The 16,406-nt window shown below is 71.8% G+C and carries 18 protein-coding genes and 1 riboswitch; of the genes, 14 read left to right on the plus strand and 4 right to left on the minus strand.

Going from position 1 to position 16,406, the window contains the following annotated elements; genetic code table 11:
* Positions 1-243: 243 nt before the first annotated feature.
* Positions 244-1,617: an RDD family protein gene (locus ACFYT9_RS00220; protein ID WP_389159956.1), complete on the plus strand. Its 1,374-nt coding sequence runs from the start codon at positions 244-246 to the stop codon at positions 1,615-1,617.
* Positions 1,618-1,698: 81 nt separating this feature from the next.
* Positions 1,699-2,388, plus strand: a complete 690-nt coding sequence (locus tag ACFYT9_RS00225; RefSeq protein WP_389159958.1) for an RDD family protein — start codon at positions 1,699-1,701, stop codon at positions 2,386-2,388.
* Positions 2,389-2,410: 22 nt separating this feature from the next.
* Here ACFYT9_RS00225 and ACFYT9_RS00230 read toward each other — a convergent pair whose 3' ends face one another.
* On the minus strand, positions 2,411-2,698 hold the full coding sequence (locus tag ACFYT9_RS00230) for a hypothetical protein (RefSeq protein WP_389159960.1): 288 nt from the start codon (positions 2,696-2,698) through the stop codon (positions 2,411-2,413).
* Positions 2,699-3,059: 361 nt separating this feature from the next.
* Between ACFYT9_RS00230 and ACFYT9_RS00235 the strand changes: the two genes are divergently transcribed.
* Together ACFYT9_RS00235 and ACFYT9_RS00240 are read left to right on the plus strand one after the other, a co-directional pair.
* A complete protein-coding gene (locus tag ACFYT9_RS00235; RefSeq protein WP_389159962.1) occupies positions 3,060-5,504 on the plus strand; it encodes an immune inhibitor A domain-containing protein in 2,445 nt (814 codons plus the stop codon).
* A gap of 145 nt (positions 5,505-5,649) precedes the next feature.
* A complete protein-coding gene (locus tag ACFYT9_RS00240) occupies positions 5,650-5,961 on the plus strand; it encodes a hypothetical protein (protein WP_376599087.1) in 312 nt (103 codons plus the stop codon).
* Between the two features lie 14 nt (positions 5,962-5,975).
* On the opposite strand, the gene ACFYT9_RS00245 is transcribed toward ACFYT9_RS00240, so the two are convergent.
* A complete protein-coding gene (locus tag ACFYT9_RS00245) occupies positions 5,976-6,575 on the minus strand; it encodes an isochorismatase family protein (protein WP_376599085.1) in 600 nt (199 codons plus the stop codon).
* 110 nt (positions 6,576-6,685) lie between these two features.
* Entirely contained in the window at positions 6,686-8,014 is a 1,329-nt protein-coding gene (locus ACFYT9_RS00250) for a nicotinate phosphoribosyltransferase (protein WP_389159964.1), read from the minus strand.
* 101 nt (positions 8,015-8,115) lie between these two features.
* Here ACFYT9_RS00250 and clpS point away from each other — a divergent pair, with 101 nt between their 5' ends.
* From clpS to ACFYT9_RS00300, 10 genes are all read left to right on the plus strand, one after another.
* Positions 8,116-8,430, plus strand: a complete 315-nt coding sequence (gene clpS / locus ACFYT9_RS00255; RefSeq protein ID WP_376604397.1) for an ATP-dependent Clp protease adapter ClpS — start codon at positions 8,116-8,118, stop codon at positions 8,428-8,430.
* Positions 8,430-9,011, plus strand: a complete 582-nt coding sequence (locus ACFYT9_RS00260; RefSeq protein ID WP_387273731.1) for a DUF2017 domain-containing protein — start codon at positions 8,430-8,432, stop codon at positions 9,009-9,011. Before clpS ends, ACFYT9_RS00260 begins: the two co-directional genes overlap by 1 nt.
* A gap of 318 nt (positions 9,012-9,329) precedes the next feature.
* Entirely contained in the window at positions 9,330-10,757 is a 1,428-nt protein-coding gene (locus ACFYT9_RS00265) for an amino acid permease (RefSeq protein WP_376604393.1), read from the plus strand.
* A gap of 76 nt (positions 10,758-10,833) precedes the next feature.
* Positions 10,834-11,259, plus strand: coding sequence for a Mov34/MPN/PAD-1 family protein (locus ACFYT9_RS00270; protein ID WP_376604391.1), 426 nt, complete (start codon positions 10,834-10,836; stop codon positions 11,257-11,259).
* Positions 11,237-11,377: riboswitch (cobalamin riboswitch) on the plus strand. It overlaps the preceding gene by 23 nt.
* A 38-nt stretch (positions 11,378-11,415) precedes the next feature.
* On the plus strand, positions 11,416-12,390 hold the full coding sequence (locus ACFYT9_RS00275; RefSeq protein WP_387273728.1) for an ABC transporter substrate-binding protein: 975 nt from the start codon (positions 11,416-11,418) through the stop codon (positions 12,388-12,390).
* Entirely contained in the window at positions 12,387-13,448 is a 1,062-nt protein-coding gene (locus tag ACFYT9_RS00280) for a FecCD family ABC transporter permease (protein WP_387273727.1), read from the plus strand. The genes ACFYT9_RS00275 and ACFYT9_RS00280 overlap by 4 nt, the downstream gene beginning before the upstream one ends.
* Entirely contained in the window at positions 13,445-14,242 is a 798-nt protein-coding gene (locus ACFYT9_RS00285) for an ABC transporter ATP-binding protein (protein WP_389159968.1), read from the plus strand. Before ACFYT9_RS00280 ends, ACFYT9_RS00285 begins: the two co-directional genes overlap by 4 nt.
* Positions 14,243-14,286: 44 nt before the next feature.
* Positions 14,287-14,403 carry a putative leader peptide gene (locus ACFYT9_RS00290; RefSeq protein ID WP_373307794.1) on the plus strand — a complete coding sequence of 39 codons (117 nt, stop codon included), beginning with the start codon at positions 14,287-14,289 and terminating at the stop codon, positions 14,401-14,403.
* 92 nt (positions 14,404-14,495) lie between these two features.
* The gene (locus ACFYT9_RS00295) at positions 14,496-14,774 is read left to right on the plus strand and encodes a MoaD/ThiS family protein (RefSeq protein WP_376602743.1); all 279 of its coding nucleotides are present in this window, start codon (positions 14,496-14,498) and stop codon (positions 14,772-14,774) included.
* A gap of 5 nt (positions 14,775-14,779) precedes the next feature.
* Positions 14,780-15,730, plus strand: a complete 951-nt coding sequence (locus ACFYT9_RS00300; RefSeq protein ID WP_389159970.1) for a PLP-dependent cysteine synthase family protein — start codon at positions 14,780-14,782, stop codon at positions 15,728-15,730.
* Between the two features lie 52 nt (positions 15,731-15,782).
* Here the strand turns inward: ACFYT9_RS00300 and ACFYT9_RS00305 are convergent, their stop codons facing one another.
* Positions 15,783-16,265, minus strand: a complete 483-nt coding sequence (locus tag ACFYT9_RS00305) for a type II toxin-antitoxin system PemK/MazF family toxin (protein ID WP_387273724.1) — start codon at positions 16,263-16,265, stop codon at positions 15,783-15,785.
* Between the last annotated feature and the right edge of the window lie 141 nt (positions 16,266-16,406).

Here is a 16,406-nt window from a genome sequence, read left to right on the forward strand (position 1 = left end):
AGTTTTTTCGGGAAGTTTTTTCCGGACCCCCGCCGGACCCCGCCGGACCCCTGCCCACCCCTCCCGTTCGGGCCCTCGTTCCCTCGATCTGCGGGCCCGAACCTCACGTGGAGTGAGCGATTCCGGCCCGTGTCGCCCGAAGGCGGCCTTTCTCGCGGGCTCTTTCTTCCCTCGGCGGTGTTCTTCGTTACTGTGCCTCCTTAGTGTGGTGACGGAACGTTGTGACTGAACGGAGTCGGGGCAGTGGCTACTCCTCCCGGAGGCGGCGGCGAGGTACCGCAGGCGGGGTACTACCCCGATCCGTCGATCCCCGGATACATCCGGTACTGGAACGGCGGCTCCTGGGTGCCCGGTACGAGCCGGCCCGCCCCGAAGGACGGCGAGGGCGCACCGGTCCCGCCCGCGTCGGCCATGCCGGCCGGGCCGGTCCTCGCCCCGAGCCCCGCGCCGGCCCCGGTGCCGGCGCCCTCCCCCGAACCCGGCCCGGCCCCGGCCCCGGTCCCCGCCGTCGCCGCCGTCGAGGAGACCGGACCGGTCTTCTTCGACGAGGAGCCTCCCGTACGGGAACCGGCCGCCGCATGGCGCGCCGACGCCTCACGGCAGTCCGCCCCCGCGGGCGGACAGGACCGGCAGCCGGCCGCCTGGGGCACGCCCCAGCCCACCGCGCCCGCGCCCGCCGCCGAGCCGGCGCCCGCGCCCGCCGTGCCCGACCCGAGGTCCCCGGTCGAGTGGCCCGCCGCACCCGCGCAGGCCGAGGCCCCCGCCGCGGACCCCCGGCTCGCGAGCGCCCCCGCGCGCCTCGGCGGGATGCCGGTCACCCCCGCGCCCGTCCACGAAGCACCCGCCCCGGCCCCGGCCCCCGTCCACGAGGCCCCCGCCCCGGCCCCCGCGCCCGTACAACCCCAGCCCCAGCCCCAGCCCCACCCGCAGCCCTACGCGCACCCCCAGCCCGCCCCGGCTCCGGCCCCCGCCCCCGCTCCGGCCCCCGCGCCCTCCTGGGCGCAGCCGCAGCCGCAGCAGCCCGCCACCCCGGAACAGCGGGCGCAGCAGGGACAGCAGGCGCAGCAGCCGGTCGTGCCGTGGAAGCCGCCCGTCGAGGACCCCTTCCTCCAGGCCGTCCGCGAGCAGTCCTCCGCGCCGCCGGCGGGACTCGGCCGCCGGCTCCTCGCCCGGCTGGTCGACACCCTCCTCCTCGGCGCGATGGCGGTCGGCGCGGGCTTCCCCTTCGTCACCGCCGCGCTCGACCACATCCAGGAGAAGATCGACGCGGCCAAGCGGTCCGGCGTCACCGTCCAGGTCTGGCTGGTCGACGGCACCACCTCGGTCCAGTTCGGCATCGCGCTCGGTCTGCTGCTCGTCCTCGGCGTGCTCTACGAGGCGCTGCCCACGGCCAAGTGGGGCCGCACGCTCGGCAAGAAGCTGTGCGGGATCCAGGTCAGGGACATCGAGGCGCACGAACCGCCGACCTTCGGCCGGTCGCTGCGCCGCTGGTTCCTCTACACCTTCCTCGGCCTGCTGGTGATCGGCGTCCTCAACGTGCTCTGGTGCGTCTTCGACCGCCCGTGGCGCCAGTGCTGGCACGACAAGGCGGCCGGCACCTTCGTCGCCAGGGCCTGACGCCGACCTGCCGGGGGATCAGGTCCCTCGAACGGGGGCCCATCCGTTGCGGGCCCCCGGTGGCCGGGATGCGATGCCCCCATGAGCACCGACCAGCCGCCGCCCGGCCCGCCCCCCGACGACGACCCGTTCAGCAAGCGGCCCCAGGACCCGCCGCCGGGCTCCCCGCCGCCGGGCTCCCCGCCGCCGGGCTCGCCGCCCCCGGGCTCGCCGCCCCCGGGGAGCCCGTACGACTCCCCGTACCCGCCCCCGCCCCCGTACGGCGGCTACGGCGGGGGCTACGGCGGCACCGACCCGCTCTCCGGGATGCCGCCGCTCGCCGAGACCGGGCGCCGGATCCTCGCCCGGCTCGTCGACTGGGTGATCGTCGCGGTGCCGCTGGCGATCATCGGCATCCCCTTCGACATCTACGACCGGGCCACCCGGGACGACACCGACTTCCAGGACGCCGTGACCGGCGGCAGCTCGCTCGTCTTCCAGCTGCTCACGATCGTCGCCTACGTCGCCTACGACACCGTGCTCACGGCGCAGAACGGGCAGACCCTCGGCAAGCGGCTGATGAAACTGCGCGTGGCCATGCTCAACGACGGCTCCACGCCCCCCATGAGCCAGTCCCTGCTGCGCGCCGTCGTGCTCTGGCTGCCCGCGCTGGTCTGCTGCGCCTGCCTGTGGCCGCTGCTCATCCTGATCCTGATCCTGGTCGACAAGCCCTACAAGCAGGGTCTGCACGACAAGGCGGCGAAGACGGTGGTCGTCACGGCGGCGCGGTAGCCGCCGGCGGACGGACGGTCCCTCACGCTCCGGTCCGGGTATCGGCTCCCGCGCCCACCTGCGCGGCCGGTACCCGGACCGCGTCGTTCCCCGGGCTCGCGCCGGGGGCGTCGGGGGCGTCGGGGGTCTTGACGCGCCGCGCCGCTCCCGGCATCGTCACCGCCACGAGAACGCCGAGCAGCAGTCCGGCGAGACAGGCCGCGGCGATGCCGGGCGGCCCGGTGGCGCCGGTCAGGAGCAGGAGCGCGGCGGTCGCGAGGACCACGACGGCCGAACCGTAGGCGTACTGCGCTGCGTTCGGACGCTGCATGACGGATACCGCCCCTCCGGACTTCCGGTCGACTCTACGACGCTCGATGCCCGGCGGGAACGACGGGTAAGCGTGACCTGACCCACGGTGCCGGAGCACGGGGGGCGCACGGGTCGCACGGACGGGTGCGGAGCGGGCGGGATGCCGCCGGAACACCCGAACTTTCCCTTTCTTTACCCGACTTGACCGTCCGCATATCGGATTTCGATCCCCGCATAGTGCACTTGGTGTGTGCAAGTCAAGATCTGTCTTTTCTCGGCTCCCTCCGGTCGAATGTCGTCACTTGTGACGCGCGCCCTGCCGGACGGGACACCCCACCTCCTGGTCCCGAGGCGTGGGCGCCGGGGAGGAACGACACCAAGTGACCAACAGACGACGGGCGATTCGGGCGTCCGCGGTCGTCGTGGCGCTCGCGGCCACCGCCGCCACCGCCTCGACCTTCGGCACCGCCTGGGCGAACGACAACGGCAGGGTCTCCGCGGCGGACGTCCGCCACGATCCGGCCCCCGGGCACGACCACGGCCACGGTCCGGACAAGACCACGGTCGACCACGACCTCGACGGCCCCTTCAGCAAGCAGCAGGCGCAGCAGCGCAAGGCCGCCCTGGAGCAGGTCCTGAAGGGCGACGCCAAGGTCGAGAACCGCGGCGGCTCCAAGGTCGTCAAGCTCGACGCGAAGAAGTACGTCGAGCTCGGCCGCGAGAAGACCGACAAGATCTTCACCATCCTCGTCGAGTTCGGCGACCAGGTGGACACCACCACCCTCGTCGACCGCAAGGACGACGACACGGACGAGCTGAAGCCGAAGTTCGGCGGCACGCCCGGCCCCCTGCACAACCAGATAGCCCAGCCGGACCGCAAGAAGGACAACTCGACGGCCTGGCAGGCGGACTACAACCAGAAGCACTTCCAGGACCTGTACTTCGGCACCGGCAAGGACAAGAAGACCGGTCAGCAGAAGCAGTCCCTGAAGACCTACTACGAGCGCACCTCGTCCGGCCGCTACTCGGTCGACGGCATGGTCTCCGACTGGGTCAAGGTCCCGTACAACGAGGCCCGTTACGGCTCCAACTACTGCGGCCAGACCAACTGCGCCAACGTGTGGGACACCGTGCGCGACGGCGTCGACGCCTGGGTCGCCGACCAGAAGGCCAAGGGCAGGACCGACGCCCAGATCAAGGCCGACATGGCCGCCTACGACCAGTGGGACCGCTACGACTTCGACGCCGACGGCAACTTCAACGAGGCCGACGGCTACATCGACCACTTCCAGATCGTCCACGCGGGCGAGGACGAGTCGGCCGGCGGCGGCGCCCAGGCGACCGACGCCCTGTGGGCCCACCGCTGGTACGCCTACGGCACCAGCGCGGGCAAGACCGGCCCGGCGAACAACAAGGCCGGCGGCACCCCGATCGGCGACACCGGCATCTGGGTCGGCGACTACACGATGCAGCCCGAGAACGGCGGCCTCGGCGTCTTCGCCCACGAGTACGGCCACGACCTCGGCCTGCCGGACCTGTACGACACCGCGGGCGGCGAGAACTCGACCGGCTTCTGGTCGCTGATGTCCTCCGGCTCCTGGCTGGGCCTGGGCAAGGACTCCATCGGCGACATGCCGGGCGACATGAACTCCTGGGACAAGCTCCAGCTCGGCTGGCTCAACTACACCAAGGTGAGCAACGAGCAGCGCGCGTCCAAGTCCACCCACAAGCTGGGCGTCTCGGAGTACAACACCAAGAACCCGCAGGCACTCCTCGTCGAGCTGCCGAAGAAGGCCGTCACCACCGACATCGTCGCCCCCGCCGAGGGCGCGACCCAGTGGTGGTCCGGCATGGGCGACGACCTCAAGAACACCCTCACCCGCCCGGTCGACCTGACCGGCAAGTCGTCCGCCACCCTGACCTACAAGGGCTGGTACGACATCGAGGCCGAGTACGACTACCTCTACACCGAGGTGTCGACGGACGGCGGCGCCAACTGGACCGCCCTGGACGGCACGGCCGACGGCAAGCCGATCGACCGTGACGCGGCCGGCACCCCGGCGCTGTCCAGCGTCTCCGGCGGCTACAAGTCGCTCTCCTTCGACCTCTCGTCCTACGCGGGCAAGAAGTTCGACCTCCGCTTCCGCTACCAGACGGACGGCGGCCTGGCGCTCAAGGGCTTCGCGGCCGACGCCATCACGCTGACCGCCGACGGCGCCACCGTCTTCTCCGACAACGCGGAGAACGGTGACAACGGCTGGACGGCCAAGGGCTTCACGCGGATGGGCAAGGGCTTCACGAAGGAGTACGAGCAGTACTACATCGCGGAGAACCGTCAGTACGTCTCGTACGACGCCACCCTCAAGGTCGGCCCGTACAACTTCGGCTTCACCGGGGACAAGGCGAGCTGGGTCGAGCACTACCCGTACCAGAACGGTCTGCTCATCTGGAAGTGGGACCTGTCCCAGAAGGACAACAACACCTCCGCCCACCCGGGTGAGGGCCTGATCCTTCCGATCGACGCCCACCCGACGCCGCTGAAGTACAACGACGGCACGCTGATGCGCAACCGCGTCCAGGCGTACGACTCGACCTTCGGAACGTACCGGACGGACGCTTTCCGTCTGCACAAGGCCGACGTCCCGACCTGGGTCCGCTCGCAGCCGGGCAACCCGGTCTTCGACGACCGCAAGGGCACGTACTGGTACCCGGAGACCGAGCGCGCCGGCGTCAAGGTCACTGACACCAACACCAAGATCCAGGTCGTCAAGGAGCCGTCGAACGGCCAGACGGTCACGGTCCAGGTGGGCCCGTCGACTCGTTGATCGACTAGCGTTTCGGTAAAACAGCAGGTCAAAGCATGATCGGCCGTCGCCCTCTAGCGGGCGGCGGCCGATCGTGTTTAGGTGCAGCTGACCGAGTTCTCATGGACTCCTTATTGACAGTCGGCTCACGGGGGAGTGGTTCCGCATGCCCGGTGGAGGGTTCTGCAAGTTGCCGGGAGGCAGCGTGGTGGTCGCGATAGGACTGCCCAGTCCGGCCGGGGACGGCGCGAACGTACGCTTCCTCGTCCACGCCGCGAACCGCGCCAGGGCCCTGACCAGGCTCCGAAACCTGGGCCTGCGGTCGGTTTACCTGCGGGGGAACGCCGAGCCGCCCACCCCGGACGAGATCACGGCCGTCCTGCACCACCCGGACGGGCTGCTGTGGAGATCCGCGCCGGGCGCCGCACAGGAGCTGTGGCACCCGGCCAGAACCCTCCCGCAGGCCCCCGCCGCCTGACGGGTCCCCTGCGGCTAGCCGACGACGGGGACGCCGGAGAGTTCCACCCCGGCCTCGCGGAGCTCCACGAGGGCACGCTCGGTCGTCTCGCGGGCGACTCCGGCCGTCAGGTCGAGCAGGACCCGGGTGCGGAAGCCCTCGCGGGCCGCGTCCAGGGCGGTGGCCCGGACGCAGTGGTCGGTGGCGATGCCCACCACGTCGACCTCGGTGACGTCCCGCTCGCGCAGCCACCGCGCCAGCGTCCGCCCGTTCTCGTCCTGCCCCTCGAAGCCGCTGTACGCGGCGTCGTAGGCGCCCTTGTCGAAGACGGCCTGCACCGCGCCGCCGGCGACGGCGGGGGCGAAGTTCGGGTGGAAGCCGACGCCCTCGGTGCCGGCGACGCAGTGCCGCGGCCAGGAGCTGACGTAGTCCGGGGCCTCGCCGTCCGGGGCGAAGTGGGCCCCCGGGTCGATGTGGTGGTCCCGGGTCGCGACGACGTGCCGGTAGGCGGCGCCCGCCGCCTCGCCCACGAGCTCGGTGATGGCGGCGGCGACGTCCGCGCCGCCCGTCACCGCGAGGCTGCCGCCTTCGCAGAAGTCGTTCTGTACGTCCACGACGATCAGTGCGCGGTGCATGGCGGGTGTCCTCGGGTGGTCGGATGGGATGGGACGAGCCTAGAGACTTCCCCTCCGGATGGGGAGGGGAACGCCTCCACGCTCTGCCGGGTCTCTCCCGGGCTCTGTCTCTAGATGTACTCCGTCGGGAGCACCGGCTCGCCGCGGGAGAGCTGGATCGCCGACATCGGCAGGCCGGCGCGGGCCGCGATGTGGCGGGCGCGGGCGGCCTCCAGGGGCTCCCGGGCGACCACCTCGCCGCCCTTGACCAGCTCGACCAGCAGCTGGTCGGCGGCGAGCGCGTCGGGGACCGGGCCGGTGCCGATCACCTCTGCCACGGCGACGCCCTCGGCGTCCCTGCGGCGCGCCGCCCACTTGCGGCCGCCGACGGACGCCTTGCCGCCCAGCGACTTCTTGGCGACCGGGACCAGCGGGGCCTTCGGGTCGGCCGAGGCGGCCCGGGCGACCAGCTTGTAGACCATGGAGCAGGTGGGGTGGCCGCTGCCGGTGACGAGCTGGGTGCCCACGCCGTACGCGTCGACCGGCGCGGCGGCCAGCGAGGCGATGGCGTACTCGTCGAGGTCGGAGGTGACCACGATCCGGGTGTCCCGGGCGCCGAGCTCGTCCAGCTGGGCCCGGACCCGGTGGGCGACGAGCAGCAGGTCGCCGGAGTCGATGCGGACGGCGCCGAGCTCGGGCCCGGCGATCTCGACGGCGGTGCGGACGGCCTCCGCCACGTCGTAGGTGTCGACGAGGAGGGTGGTGCCCCGGCCGAGGCTGTCGACCTGGGCCCGGAAGGCGTCCCGCTCGCTGTCGTGGAGCAGGGTGAAGGCGTGCGCGGAGGTGCCGACGGTCGGGATGCCGTAGCGGAAGCCCGCGGCGAGGTCGGAGGTCGAGTCGAAGCCGCCGACGTAGGCGGCGCGGGAGGCGGCGACGGCGGCCAGCTCGTGGGTGCGGCGGGCGCCCATCTCGATCAGGCGCCGGCCGCCGGCCGCCGCCGACATCCGGGAGGCGGCCGCGGCGATGGCCGAGTCGTGGTTGAGGATCGAGAGGATCACCGTCTCCAGGAGCACGCACTCGGCGAAGGAGCCCTCGACCCGCAGCACGGGGGAGCCGGGGAAGTACACCTCCCCCTCGGGGTATCCCCAGATGTCGCCGGAGAAGCGGTATCCGGCGAGCCATTCGAGGGTCGGCTCGTCGACGATCGACCGCTCGCGCAGGAAGCCGAGCACGGCCGGGTCGAAGCGGAAGTTCTCGACGGCGTCCAGCACCCGGCCGACGCCGGCGAGGACGCCGTACCGCCGGCCCTCCGGCAGCCTTCGGGTGAAGACCTCGAAGACGGAGCGCCGGTCGGCGGTGCCGGCCCGGAGGGCCGCCTGGAGCATGGTGAGCTCGTACTGGTCGGTGAAGAGCGCGGTCGACGGCACGTCCACCGGGAGCCCAAGGTCCGCAGCGTTCATGCCGACGATGCTAGCGCAGTATTCGTCAGTTTGACGAATACTGCGCCGGGCGGCCTCTCCGAGGTGGCCCGTTTGTGCGACGGGGGGGCCCGGGTGGCAGCATGGGACGAGTGAGCATCGCGCCTATCGAGATCGAACGGACCGAGTCGGCCGAGGAGGTCTCCGCGGTCGTCGAGCCCGACGTCCCCTGGGTCACCCTCGTGCACAACGACCCGGTGAACCTGATGAGCTATGTCACCTACGTCTTCCAGTCGTATTTCGGTTACTCGAAGGACAAGGCGCACAAGCTGATGCTCGACGTGCACAACAAGGGCCGCGCGGTGGTCTCCAGCGGCACCCGCGAGGAGATGGAACGGGACGTGCAGGCGATGCACGGCTACGGACTGTGGGCGACGCTCACCCAGGACCGCGGCTGATGGCCGGCCACTTCGAGGCCGTCCCGGGCGGCGGAGCGGCCGTCGCCCTCGACCAGGTCGAGGTCTCCATCCTGCGCTCCCTCTCCGTCCAGCTCCTGGAGCTGATCGGGCCGGGCGACGAACCCGAGGCGGACGCCGACCCGCTCGCCGCCCTCTTCGCCGAGGGCCCCAGCGAGCCCCCGTCCGACCCCGCCCTGCGCCGGCTCTTCCCCGACGCCTACGGGGACGACACCGAGGAGCTGCGGGCCGCCGCGGCCGACTTCCGCCGCTTCACCGAGAACGACCTGCGGGCCCGCAAGCGCGAGGACGCCCTCGCGGTGGTCCGCGCCCTGGACGGACTGAGCAGCGGGGGACCGGAGGAGTCCGCCCTCCTGAAGCTGACCCCGGACGAGTCCCGGGCCTGGCTCGGCACCCTCAACGACCTGCGGCTGACCATCGCCACCCGGCTCGACATCACCGAGGACGAGGAGAGCGAGCGGCTCTACCGGCTGCCGGACAGCGATCCGCGCAAGCCGATGGTGATGGCGTACCTCTGGCTCGGCGCGCTCCAGGAGTCGTTGGTCGAGACGCTGATGTCCTGACGGGTGCCCGTCCTCGGGTGTTCGCTCAGCGGACGCTCAAATCCAGATAACGAACTCGTTATCCGAGCGAACACCTTGCCGTCTTGTATCCCTCTTGTCCGTATTTATTTGTGGCGCGCACCACACCCAACTCCGTCGAACGTGCCCCGGACCGTGATAAATCTTCACGACCGCTCGGGCACGCCACCCCTGTTCCCGAGGGCGCCCCAGCCGGCTGACCGCCGGTGGCACTCCATCCATATCCGGGGGGATCAGGACCTGATCCGCAGCAGACGCACTCGATGTCGCGCGGATCAGCATGGAGAAAGGCGCACCACCATGACCTCAGTGCAGGTCGACAAGCAGAACGACGGCACCGACGGGGCCGTGGACGGCGGCGAGGGCTACCAGCGTGGCCTCGGCGCCCGCCAGATCCAGATGATCGCCATCGGCGGCGCGATCGGCACCGGGCTCTTCCTCGGCGCCGGCAAGGCCATCCACAAGGCCGGACCCAGCCTCATCCTGGCGTACGCGATCGCCGGTCTGGTCATCTTCTTCATCATGCGGGCCCTGGGCGAACTGCTCATGTACCGCCCGGTGTCGGGCTCCTTCGCGGAGTACGCCCGCGAGTTCGTCGGCCCCTTCGCGGGCTTCGTCACCGGCTGGACGTACTGGCTCTTCTGGGTCGTCACCGGCATCACCGAGGTCACCGCCGCGGCCACCTACATGACGTACTGGTGGGACATCCCGCAATGGATCTCCGCCCTCGTCTTCACCGTGATCCTCTACGGCGCCAACCTGATCTCCGTGAAGCTCTTCGGCGAGCTGGAGTTCTGGTTCTCCATGGTCAAGGTCACCGCCATCATCGGCATGATCCTGATCTGCGCCGGCATCCTCACCGTCGGCTTCTCCGACGCCGGTGACACCGCCACCGTGGCCCACCTCTGGAACCAGGGCGGCTTCTTCCCCAACGGCGTCGGCTCCACGCTGATGACCCTCCAGATCGTGATGTTCGCCTTCCTCGCCGTCGAACTCGTCGGCGTCACCGCGGGCGAGTCCAAGGACCCGAAGACCGTCCTGCCCAAGGCCATCAACACCGTGCCGTGGCGCATCGCCGTCTTCTACGTCGGCGCCCTGATCATGATCCTCTCGGTCGTCCCGTGGACCGAGTTCCAGCCGGGCGTCTCCCCGTTCGTCGCCGCCTTCGAGAAGATGGGCCTCGGCGTCGGCGCCGCCATCGTCAACTTCGTCGTCCTGACGGCCGCGCTCTCCTCCTGCAACTCCGGCATGTACTCCACCGGCCGCATGCTGCGCGACCTCGCGCTCAACGGCCAGGGCCCGAAGGTCTTCACCCGCCTCACCAAGGGCGGCACCCCGCTCCTCGGCCTGACCTTCTCCGCCGCGCTCATGCTCGTCGGCGTCTGGATCAACTACGTCGCCCCGGGCAAGGCCTTCGAGTACGTCGTCTCCTTCGCCACCATCTCCGGCATGTGGGCCTGGATCATGATCCTCGTCAGCCAGATCCGCTACCGCCGCAAGTGCGACCGGGGCGAACTGCCCGAGTCCACCTTCAAGGCCCCCGGCGCCCCCTGGACGAGCTGGTTCGCGCTCCTCTTCATCGGCATGGTCATCGTGATGATGGGCATCGACGAGGGCGCCCGCGTCTCGCTCTACTGCGCCCCCGTCTGGGGCCTGATCCTCACCGTCTCCTACCTGGTGCTCAAGGCCCGCAACCCCGAGGGCGCCGCCTTCGTCAAGCGCTCCTGACCAGCACCGTCTCGGCATCCGGGCCGCTCCGTACCAACCCTCGGTACGGAGCGGCCCGTCTGCTTATCCTGTCGGCATGCTGACCATCACCCGGGACCTGTACGACCGGATCGTGGAACACGCCCGCGCGGACCACCCCGACGAGGCCTGCGGCGTCGTCGCCGGGCCGGTCGGCTCGGGCCGCCCCGAGCGGTTCATCCCGATGCTCAACGCCGCCCGCTCGCCCACCTTCTACGAGTTCGACTCCGCCGACCTCCTCAAGCTCTACCGCGAGATGGACGACCGGGACGAGGAACCCGTGATCATCTACCACTCGCACACGGCGACCGAGGCGTACCCCTCCCGCACCGACATCACCTACGCCAACGAGCCCGGCGCCCACTACGTGCTCGTCTCCACCGCCGACACCGACGCCGCCGGACCCTTCCAGTTCCGCTCCTACACGATCGTCGACGGCGTCGTGACCGAGGAGGACGTCAAGGTCGTCGAGGCGTACGAGTAGTCTGACCCCGACCTTCAGGGCGGCAGGAACCAGGAAGCCGGTGCGAATCCGGCGCGGTCCCGCCACTGTGACCACCCCGCGTGGAAGCCAGGAACTGACCTGCCGCCTTCTCACCACCGATCGGGGACGTGGAAATCCCCGGAGGAGGCCCTCGCCATGACCCGGCGCCCCCGGCTGCTCGCCGCCACCGCCCTGCTGCCCCTGCTCGCCGCCTGCGCCGGCCCCGCGAGCACCCAGGACGCCGCGAAGCCCGCCCCCGGCTTCCCGTACACCGTCACCAACTGCGGCGAGACCACCACCTTCCAGGCCCCGCCGAAGCGCGCGGTCACCATGAACCAGCACGTCACCGAGATCCTCCTGGCCCTCGGCCTGGAGAAGTCCCTCGCCGGCACCGCCTACCTCGACGACGCGATCCTGCCCGCCTACCAGAAGGCGTACGACTCGGTCCCCGTCCTCTCCAAGGAGTACCCCTCCAAGGAGGCGCTGCTCGCCGCGAACCCCGACTTCGTCTACGGCGGTTACGCCTCCGCCTTCGACGCCAAGGACGGCCGCGGCCGCGACGACCTGGCCGAGGCCGGCATCACCACCCGCCTCAACAGCGAGTCCTGCCCCGCCGGCACCCCCTCCGTCGACGACCTCTACCGCGAGGTCACCGAGGTCGGCCGCACCTTCGGCGTCCCCGACCGGGCCGAGAAGTGGAACAAGGAGGCCCGCGCCACCGTCGCCGCCACCGAGAAGCGCCTCGGCGGCCTCGACCCCGTCTCCGTCTTCGTCTACGACAGCGGCGACAAGACCGCCTTCACCGCCGGCGGCAAGGGCATCGGCAACGAGCTCATCAGCCGGGCCGGCGGCCGCAACGTCTTCGCCGACCTCCCCAAGGCCTTCGGCGACGCCGCCTGGGAACAGGTCGTCGCCCGCAAGCCCGAGGTCATCGTCATCTACGACTACGGCTCCACCACCGTCGAGCAGAAGAAGAAGCGCCTCCTCGACGACCCCGCCCTCAAGGACGTCCCCGCCGTCAAGAACCGCCGCTTCGCCGTCCTCCCGCTCTCCGACACCGTCCTCGGCGTCCGCGTCCCCGCCGCCGTCGACAAGCTCGCCGCCCAGCTCCACCCGGCCACCGGCCGATGACCGCCGTCGCCGCCGCCCCGGCCCCTCCGGCGGCGGCGACGCCCGGCCGGGGCCGGTACGCCCTCGTCGTCGCCGGGCTGCTCGCCGCCCTCGCCGCCGCCGTGCTCGGCTCCCTCGCGCTCGGCTCCGTACGGATCCCGCCCGGCCAGGTGCTCGAAGCCCTCACCGGGCGCGCGGACCCCTCCCCGTACCGCACCATCGTGCTCGACGTCCGGCTGCCCCGGGTGATCCTCGGGATCGTCGTCGGCGCCGGGCTCGCGGTCGTCGGGACCGTCCTCCAGGCCCTCGTCCGCAACCGGCTCGCCGACCCCTTCCTGCTCGGGATCTCCTCCGGGGCCTCCACCGGCGCCGTCCTCGTCCTGGTCCTCGGCATCGGCGGCGGGCTCACCACCACCCTCGCCCTGCCCGCCGGCGCCTTCGCCGGCTCCCTCGTCGCCCTCGTCCTCGTCTACGCGCTGGCCCGCCGCGGCTCCACCATGACCGGACCCCGGCTCGTCCTCGCCGGCGTCGCCGTCTCGTACATCCTCACCGCCCTCACCACCCTCATCCTGGTCGCCGCCGCCCGCCCCGAGCACTTCCAGGAAGCCCTCTACTGGTCCTTCGGCGGCCTCGGCTCCGCCCGCTGGGACACCCTCGTGCTGCCCGCCGCCGTCCTGGTCCTCGGCACCGGCGTCCTGCTCGCCCTCGCCCGACCGCTCGACCTCCTGCTCACCGGCGACGAGGGCGCCACCGTCCTCGGCCTCGACACCGGACGCTTCCGCGCCGCCGTCTTCCTCCTCGCCTCCCTCGTCACCGCCGTGATGGTCGCCGCCAGTGGCGCCGTCGGCTTCATCGGCCTGATGGTCCCGCACGCCGCCCGCCTCCTCGTCGGAGCACCACACCGCCGGCTGCTGCCCGTCGCCGCCCTCGGCGGAGCCGTCGCCCTCGTCGTCGCCGACCTCGGCGCCCGCACCGTCGCCGCCCCCCAGGACATCCCCGTCGGCGTCCTCACCGCCCTCACCGGCGGCCCGCTCTTCCTCTGGCTGATGCGCCGCCGCCCCGAAGGAGCCGCCTTGTGACCGGACTGCGCATCGAGGGCCTCTCGTACGAGCACCGGCTCCGCGACGCCCACCTCACCGCCCGCCCCGGCGAGACCGTCGGCCTCATCGGCCCCAACGGCAGCGGCAAGACCACCCTCCTGCGCTGCGTCTACGGCACCCTCGCCCCCACCGCGGGCCGCGCCCTGCTCGACGGCGCCGACCTGCGCGCCCTCGGCCCCAAGGCCCGCGCCCGACGGGTGGCCACCGTCCCGCAGGACTCCACCCTCGAATTCGAGGTCACCGTCCGCGAACTCGTCACCCTCGGCCGCTCCCCGCACAAGCGGTTCTGGGAGGGCGACACCGCCGTCGACGCGGCCCGCACCGACGCCGCCCTCGCCCGCGTCGGCCTCACCGCGCTCGCCGACCGCGCCTACCCGACCCTCTCCGGCGGCGAACGCCAGCGTGCCCTGGTCGCCCGCGCCCTCGTCCAGGAACCCGAGCTCCTCGTCCTCGACGAACCGACGAACCACCTCGACATCCGCCACCAGATGGACGTCCTCGCCCTGGTCCGCACCCTGGGCACCACCAACCTCCTGGCGCTCCACGACCTCAACCTCGCCGCCGCCCACTGCGACCGGATCTACGTCCTCGAAGCCGGCCGGGTCGTCACCGGCGGCACCCCGGAAGAGGTCCTCACCCCCGAACTCCTCGCGGCCGTCTACGGGGTGGAAGCCGACGTCGTCCCGCACCCCAGGACCGGCGCCCCGACCGTCCTCTACACGCCGAGCCAGGCGGTCGGTCCGGCCCTCGGTCAGAAAACATCCAGCATCTGAGATCACATTCCGAAACCCGGACCGGGAATCGATACGATGACCGCATGGTTTCCCACGACGTGAGCGAAGAGACGCCAGGCACCCTGCTGCTTGTGGCGCGCCTGCACGTCGACCTGTGCCGCCTCGCCAGCGCGATCTGTCCGTCCCGCGCTGCGCTCTGAGCGACCGGCCGAGCGCACTCACGCACGACCCCCCTCCGCGCGGGGGCCCCAGCAGCGCGCCCACCACGTCACTTCCGACAGGAGCCCACGCCATGGCCATCGAGGTCCGCATCCCGACCATCCTCCGCACCTACACCGACGGCGAGAAGGCCGTCGCGGGCAGCGGCGCGACCCTCGCCGAGCTCTTCGCCGACCTGGAGACCCGCCACGCGGGCATCGAGGCCCGCATCGTGGACGGCGGCAAGCTCCGCCGCTTCGTCAACGTCTACCTGAACGACGAGGACGTCCGCTTCCTCGACGGCATCGACACCAAGCTGGCCGACGGCGACAGCGTCACGATCCTGCCGGCCGTCGCCGGCGGCATGGTCTGATCCACATGCGCTACGACTCCTCGCTGGCGGCGGTCGGCAACACGCCGCTCGTCCGCCTCCCCCGGCTCTCGCCCTCGGACGACGTCCGCATCTGGGCGAAGCTGGAGGACCGCAACCCGACCGGCTCGGTCAAGGACCGCCCCGCGCTCCACATGATCGAGCAGGCGGAGAAGGACGGCCGCCTCACCCCCGGCTGCACCATCCTGGAGCCGACCAGCGGCAACACCGGCATCTCGCTCGCCATGGCCGCCAAGCTCAAGGGCTACCGCATCGTCTGCGTCATGCCCGAGAACACCAGCGAGGAGCGGCGGCAGCTGCTCGCCATGTGGGGCGCGGAGATCATCTCGTCCCCCGCGGCCGGCGGCTCCAACACGGCGGTGCGCGTCGCCAAGGAGCTCGCCGCCGAGAACCCGACCTGGGTGATGCTCTACCAGTACGGCAACCCGCACAACGCGGGCGCCCACTACGCCACCACGGGCCCGGAGATCCTCGCCGACCTGCCGTCGATCACCCACTTCGTGGCCGGCCTCGGCACCACCGGCACCCTGATGGGCGTCGGCCGGTACCTCAGGGAGCACAAGCCCGGCGTCAAGATCGTCGCCGCCGAGCCGCGCTACGACGACCTCGTCTACGGGCTCCGCAACCTCGACGAGGGCTTCGTACCGGAGCTGTACGACGCCTCCGTCCTCACCACCCGCTTCTCCGTCGGCTCCGCCGACGCCGTCACCCGCACCCGCGAACTCCTCCAGCAGGAGGGCATCTTCGCGGGCGTCTCCACCGGAGCGGCCCTCCACGCGGCCATCGGCGTCGGCAACAAGGCCCTCAAGGCCGGCGAGACCGCCGACATCGCCTTCGTCGTGGCCGACGGCGGCTGGAAGTACCTCTCGACCGGCCTCTACACGGCGGCCACCACCGAAGAGGCGATCGAGGCGGTCCAGGGCCAGCTCTGGGCCTAGCCCCGAGGGCCCGGAGCCTGCCTCCGGGCCCGGCGCCCGGGCCCGCGCCCCGTCAGCGCGCGAGATGGCGGACCTGGTCCCACACGACCGGGTCCGCCTCCCCGACCCTCCGCCGGAAGTCGCCCACCGGCACGTCCCGCAACTCGTCGGTCTCCAGGAAGCTCGGCCGCCCCCGCGCGTCACCCACCGCCCCCGGCGGCAGCGCGATCACCCCGGCCCGCTCGTCGTGGTACCTGCTGGTGATCTTCGCGACCAGCGCGCGCTGCCCGCGCACCGACAGCACCAGACACGGCCGGTCCTTCGACCCCGGGCCGTCCTCGAAGGGCACCTCGGCCCACCAGATCTCCCCGGCCCGGGGCGCCCGCGCCCCCTTCTCGCGCCCCGCCGGCCGGCCCGGCGGACGGGTCCGCCCCGGAGGCCGCGTCCTTCCCGAGGGCCGTGTCGGACCCTGCGCCCGGGTCCACCGACCGGCGACCGCCACCACCAGCGCGATCACCACGACCGCGACCAGCGCGGGCCACCACGACGTGTCCATACCCCATGACGTTACCGGCGCCCGGGTCACCGCGCCGCCGCGCCCCGCCGTCCATCCGAACCGGTGACAGAGCCCGTGAGTTGCCCCACAACGGGACGCCACGAAGGAGCGACCGGCCCCTGTGCGCCTTACGCTCGTCTG

The sequence above is a fragment of the Streptomyces sp. NPDC004435 genome (assembly GCF_042873895.1).
Taxonomy (GTDB): domain Bacteria; phylum Actinomycetota; class Actinomycetes; order Streptomycetales; family Streptomycetaceae; genus Streptomyces.

What these genes read in the sequence shown, in the direction of transcription:
- ACFYT9_RS00225 (WP_389159958.1), top strand. Translation starts at nt 1,699, where the DNA reads ATGAGCACCGACCAGCCGCCGCCCGGCCCGCCCCCCGACGACGACCCG.
- ACFYT9_RS00230 (WP_389159960.1), bottom strand. Translation starts at nt 2,698, where the DNA reads ATGCAGCGTCCGAACGCAGCGCAGTACGCCTACGGTTCGGCCGTCGTG.
- ACFYT9_RS00240 (WP_376599087.1), top strand. Translation starts at nt 5,650, where the DNA reads ATGCCCGGTGGAGGGTTCTGCAAGTTGCCGGGAGGCAGCGTGGTGGTC.
- ACFYT9_RS00245 (WP_376599085.1), bottom strand. Translation starts at nt 6,575, where the DNA reads ATGCACCGCGCACTGATCGTCGTGGACGTACAGAACGACTTCTGCGAA.
- ACFYT9_RS00250 (WP_389159964.1), bottom strand. Translation starts at nt 8,014, where the DNA reads ATGAACGCTGCGGACCTTGGGCTCCCGGTGGACGTGCCGTCGACCGCG.
- clpS (WP_376604397.1), top strand. Translation starts at nt 8,116, where the DNA reads ATGGGACGAGTGAGCATCGCGCCTATCGAGATCGAACGGACCGAGTCG.
- ACFYT9_RS00260 (WP_387273731.1), top strand. Translation starts at nt 8,430, where the DNA reads ATGGCCGGCCACTTCGAGGCCGTCCCGGGCGGCGGAGCGGCCGTCGCC.
- ACFYT9_RS00265 (WP_376604393.1), top strand. Translation starts at nt 9,330, where the DNA reads ATGACCTCAGTGCAGGTCGACAAGCAGAACGACGGCACCGACGGGGCC.
- ACFYT9_RS00270 (WP_376604391.1), top strand. Translation starts at nt 10,834, where the DNA reads ATGCTGACCATCACCCGGGACCTGTACGACCGGATCGTGGAACACGCC.
- ACFYT9_RS00275 (WP_387273728.1), top strand. Translation starts at nt 11,416, where the DNA reads ATGACCCGGCGCCCCCGGCTGCTCGCCGCCACCGCCCTGCTGCCCCTG.
- ACFYT9_RS00280 (WP_387273727.1), top strand. Translation starts at nt 12,387, where the DNA reads ATGACCGCCGTCGCCGCCGCCCCGGCCCCTCCGGCGGCGGCGACGCCC.
- ACFYT9_RS00290 (WP_373307794.1), top strand. Translation starts at nt 14,287, where the DNA reads ATGGTTTCCCACGACGTGAGCGAAGAGACGCCAGGCACCCTGCTGCTT.
- ACFYT9_RS00295 (WP_376602743.1), top strand. Translation starts at nt 14,496, where the DNA reads ATGGCCATCGAGGTCCGCATCCCGACCATCCTCCGCACCTACACCGAC.
- ACFYT9_RS00300 (WP_389159970.1), top strand. Translation starts at nt 14,780, where the DNA reads ATGCGCTACGACTCCTCGCTGGCGGCGGTCGGCAACACGCCGCTCGTC.
- ACFYT9_RS00305 (WP_387273724.1), bottom strand. Translation starts at nt 16,265, where the DNA reads ATGGACACGTCGTGGTGGCCCGCGCTGGTCGCGGTCGTGGTGATCGCG.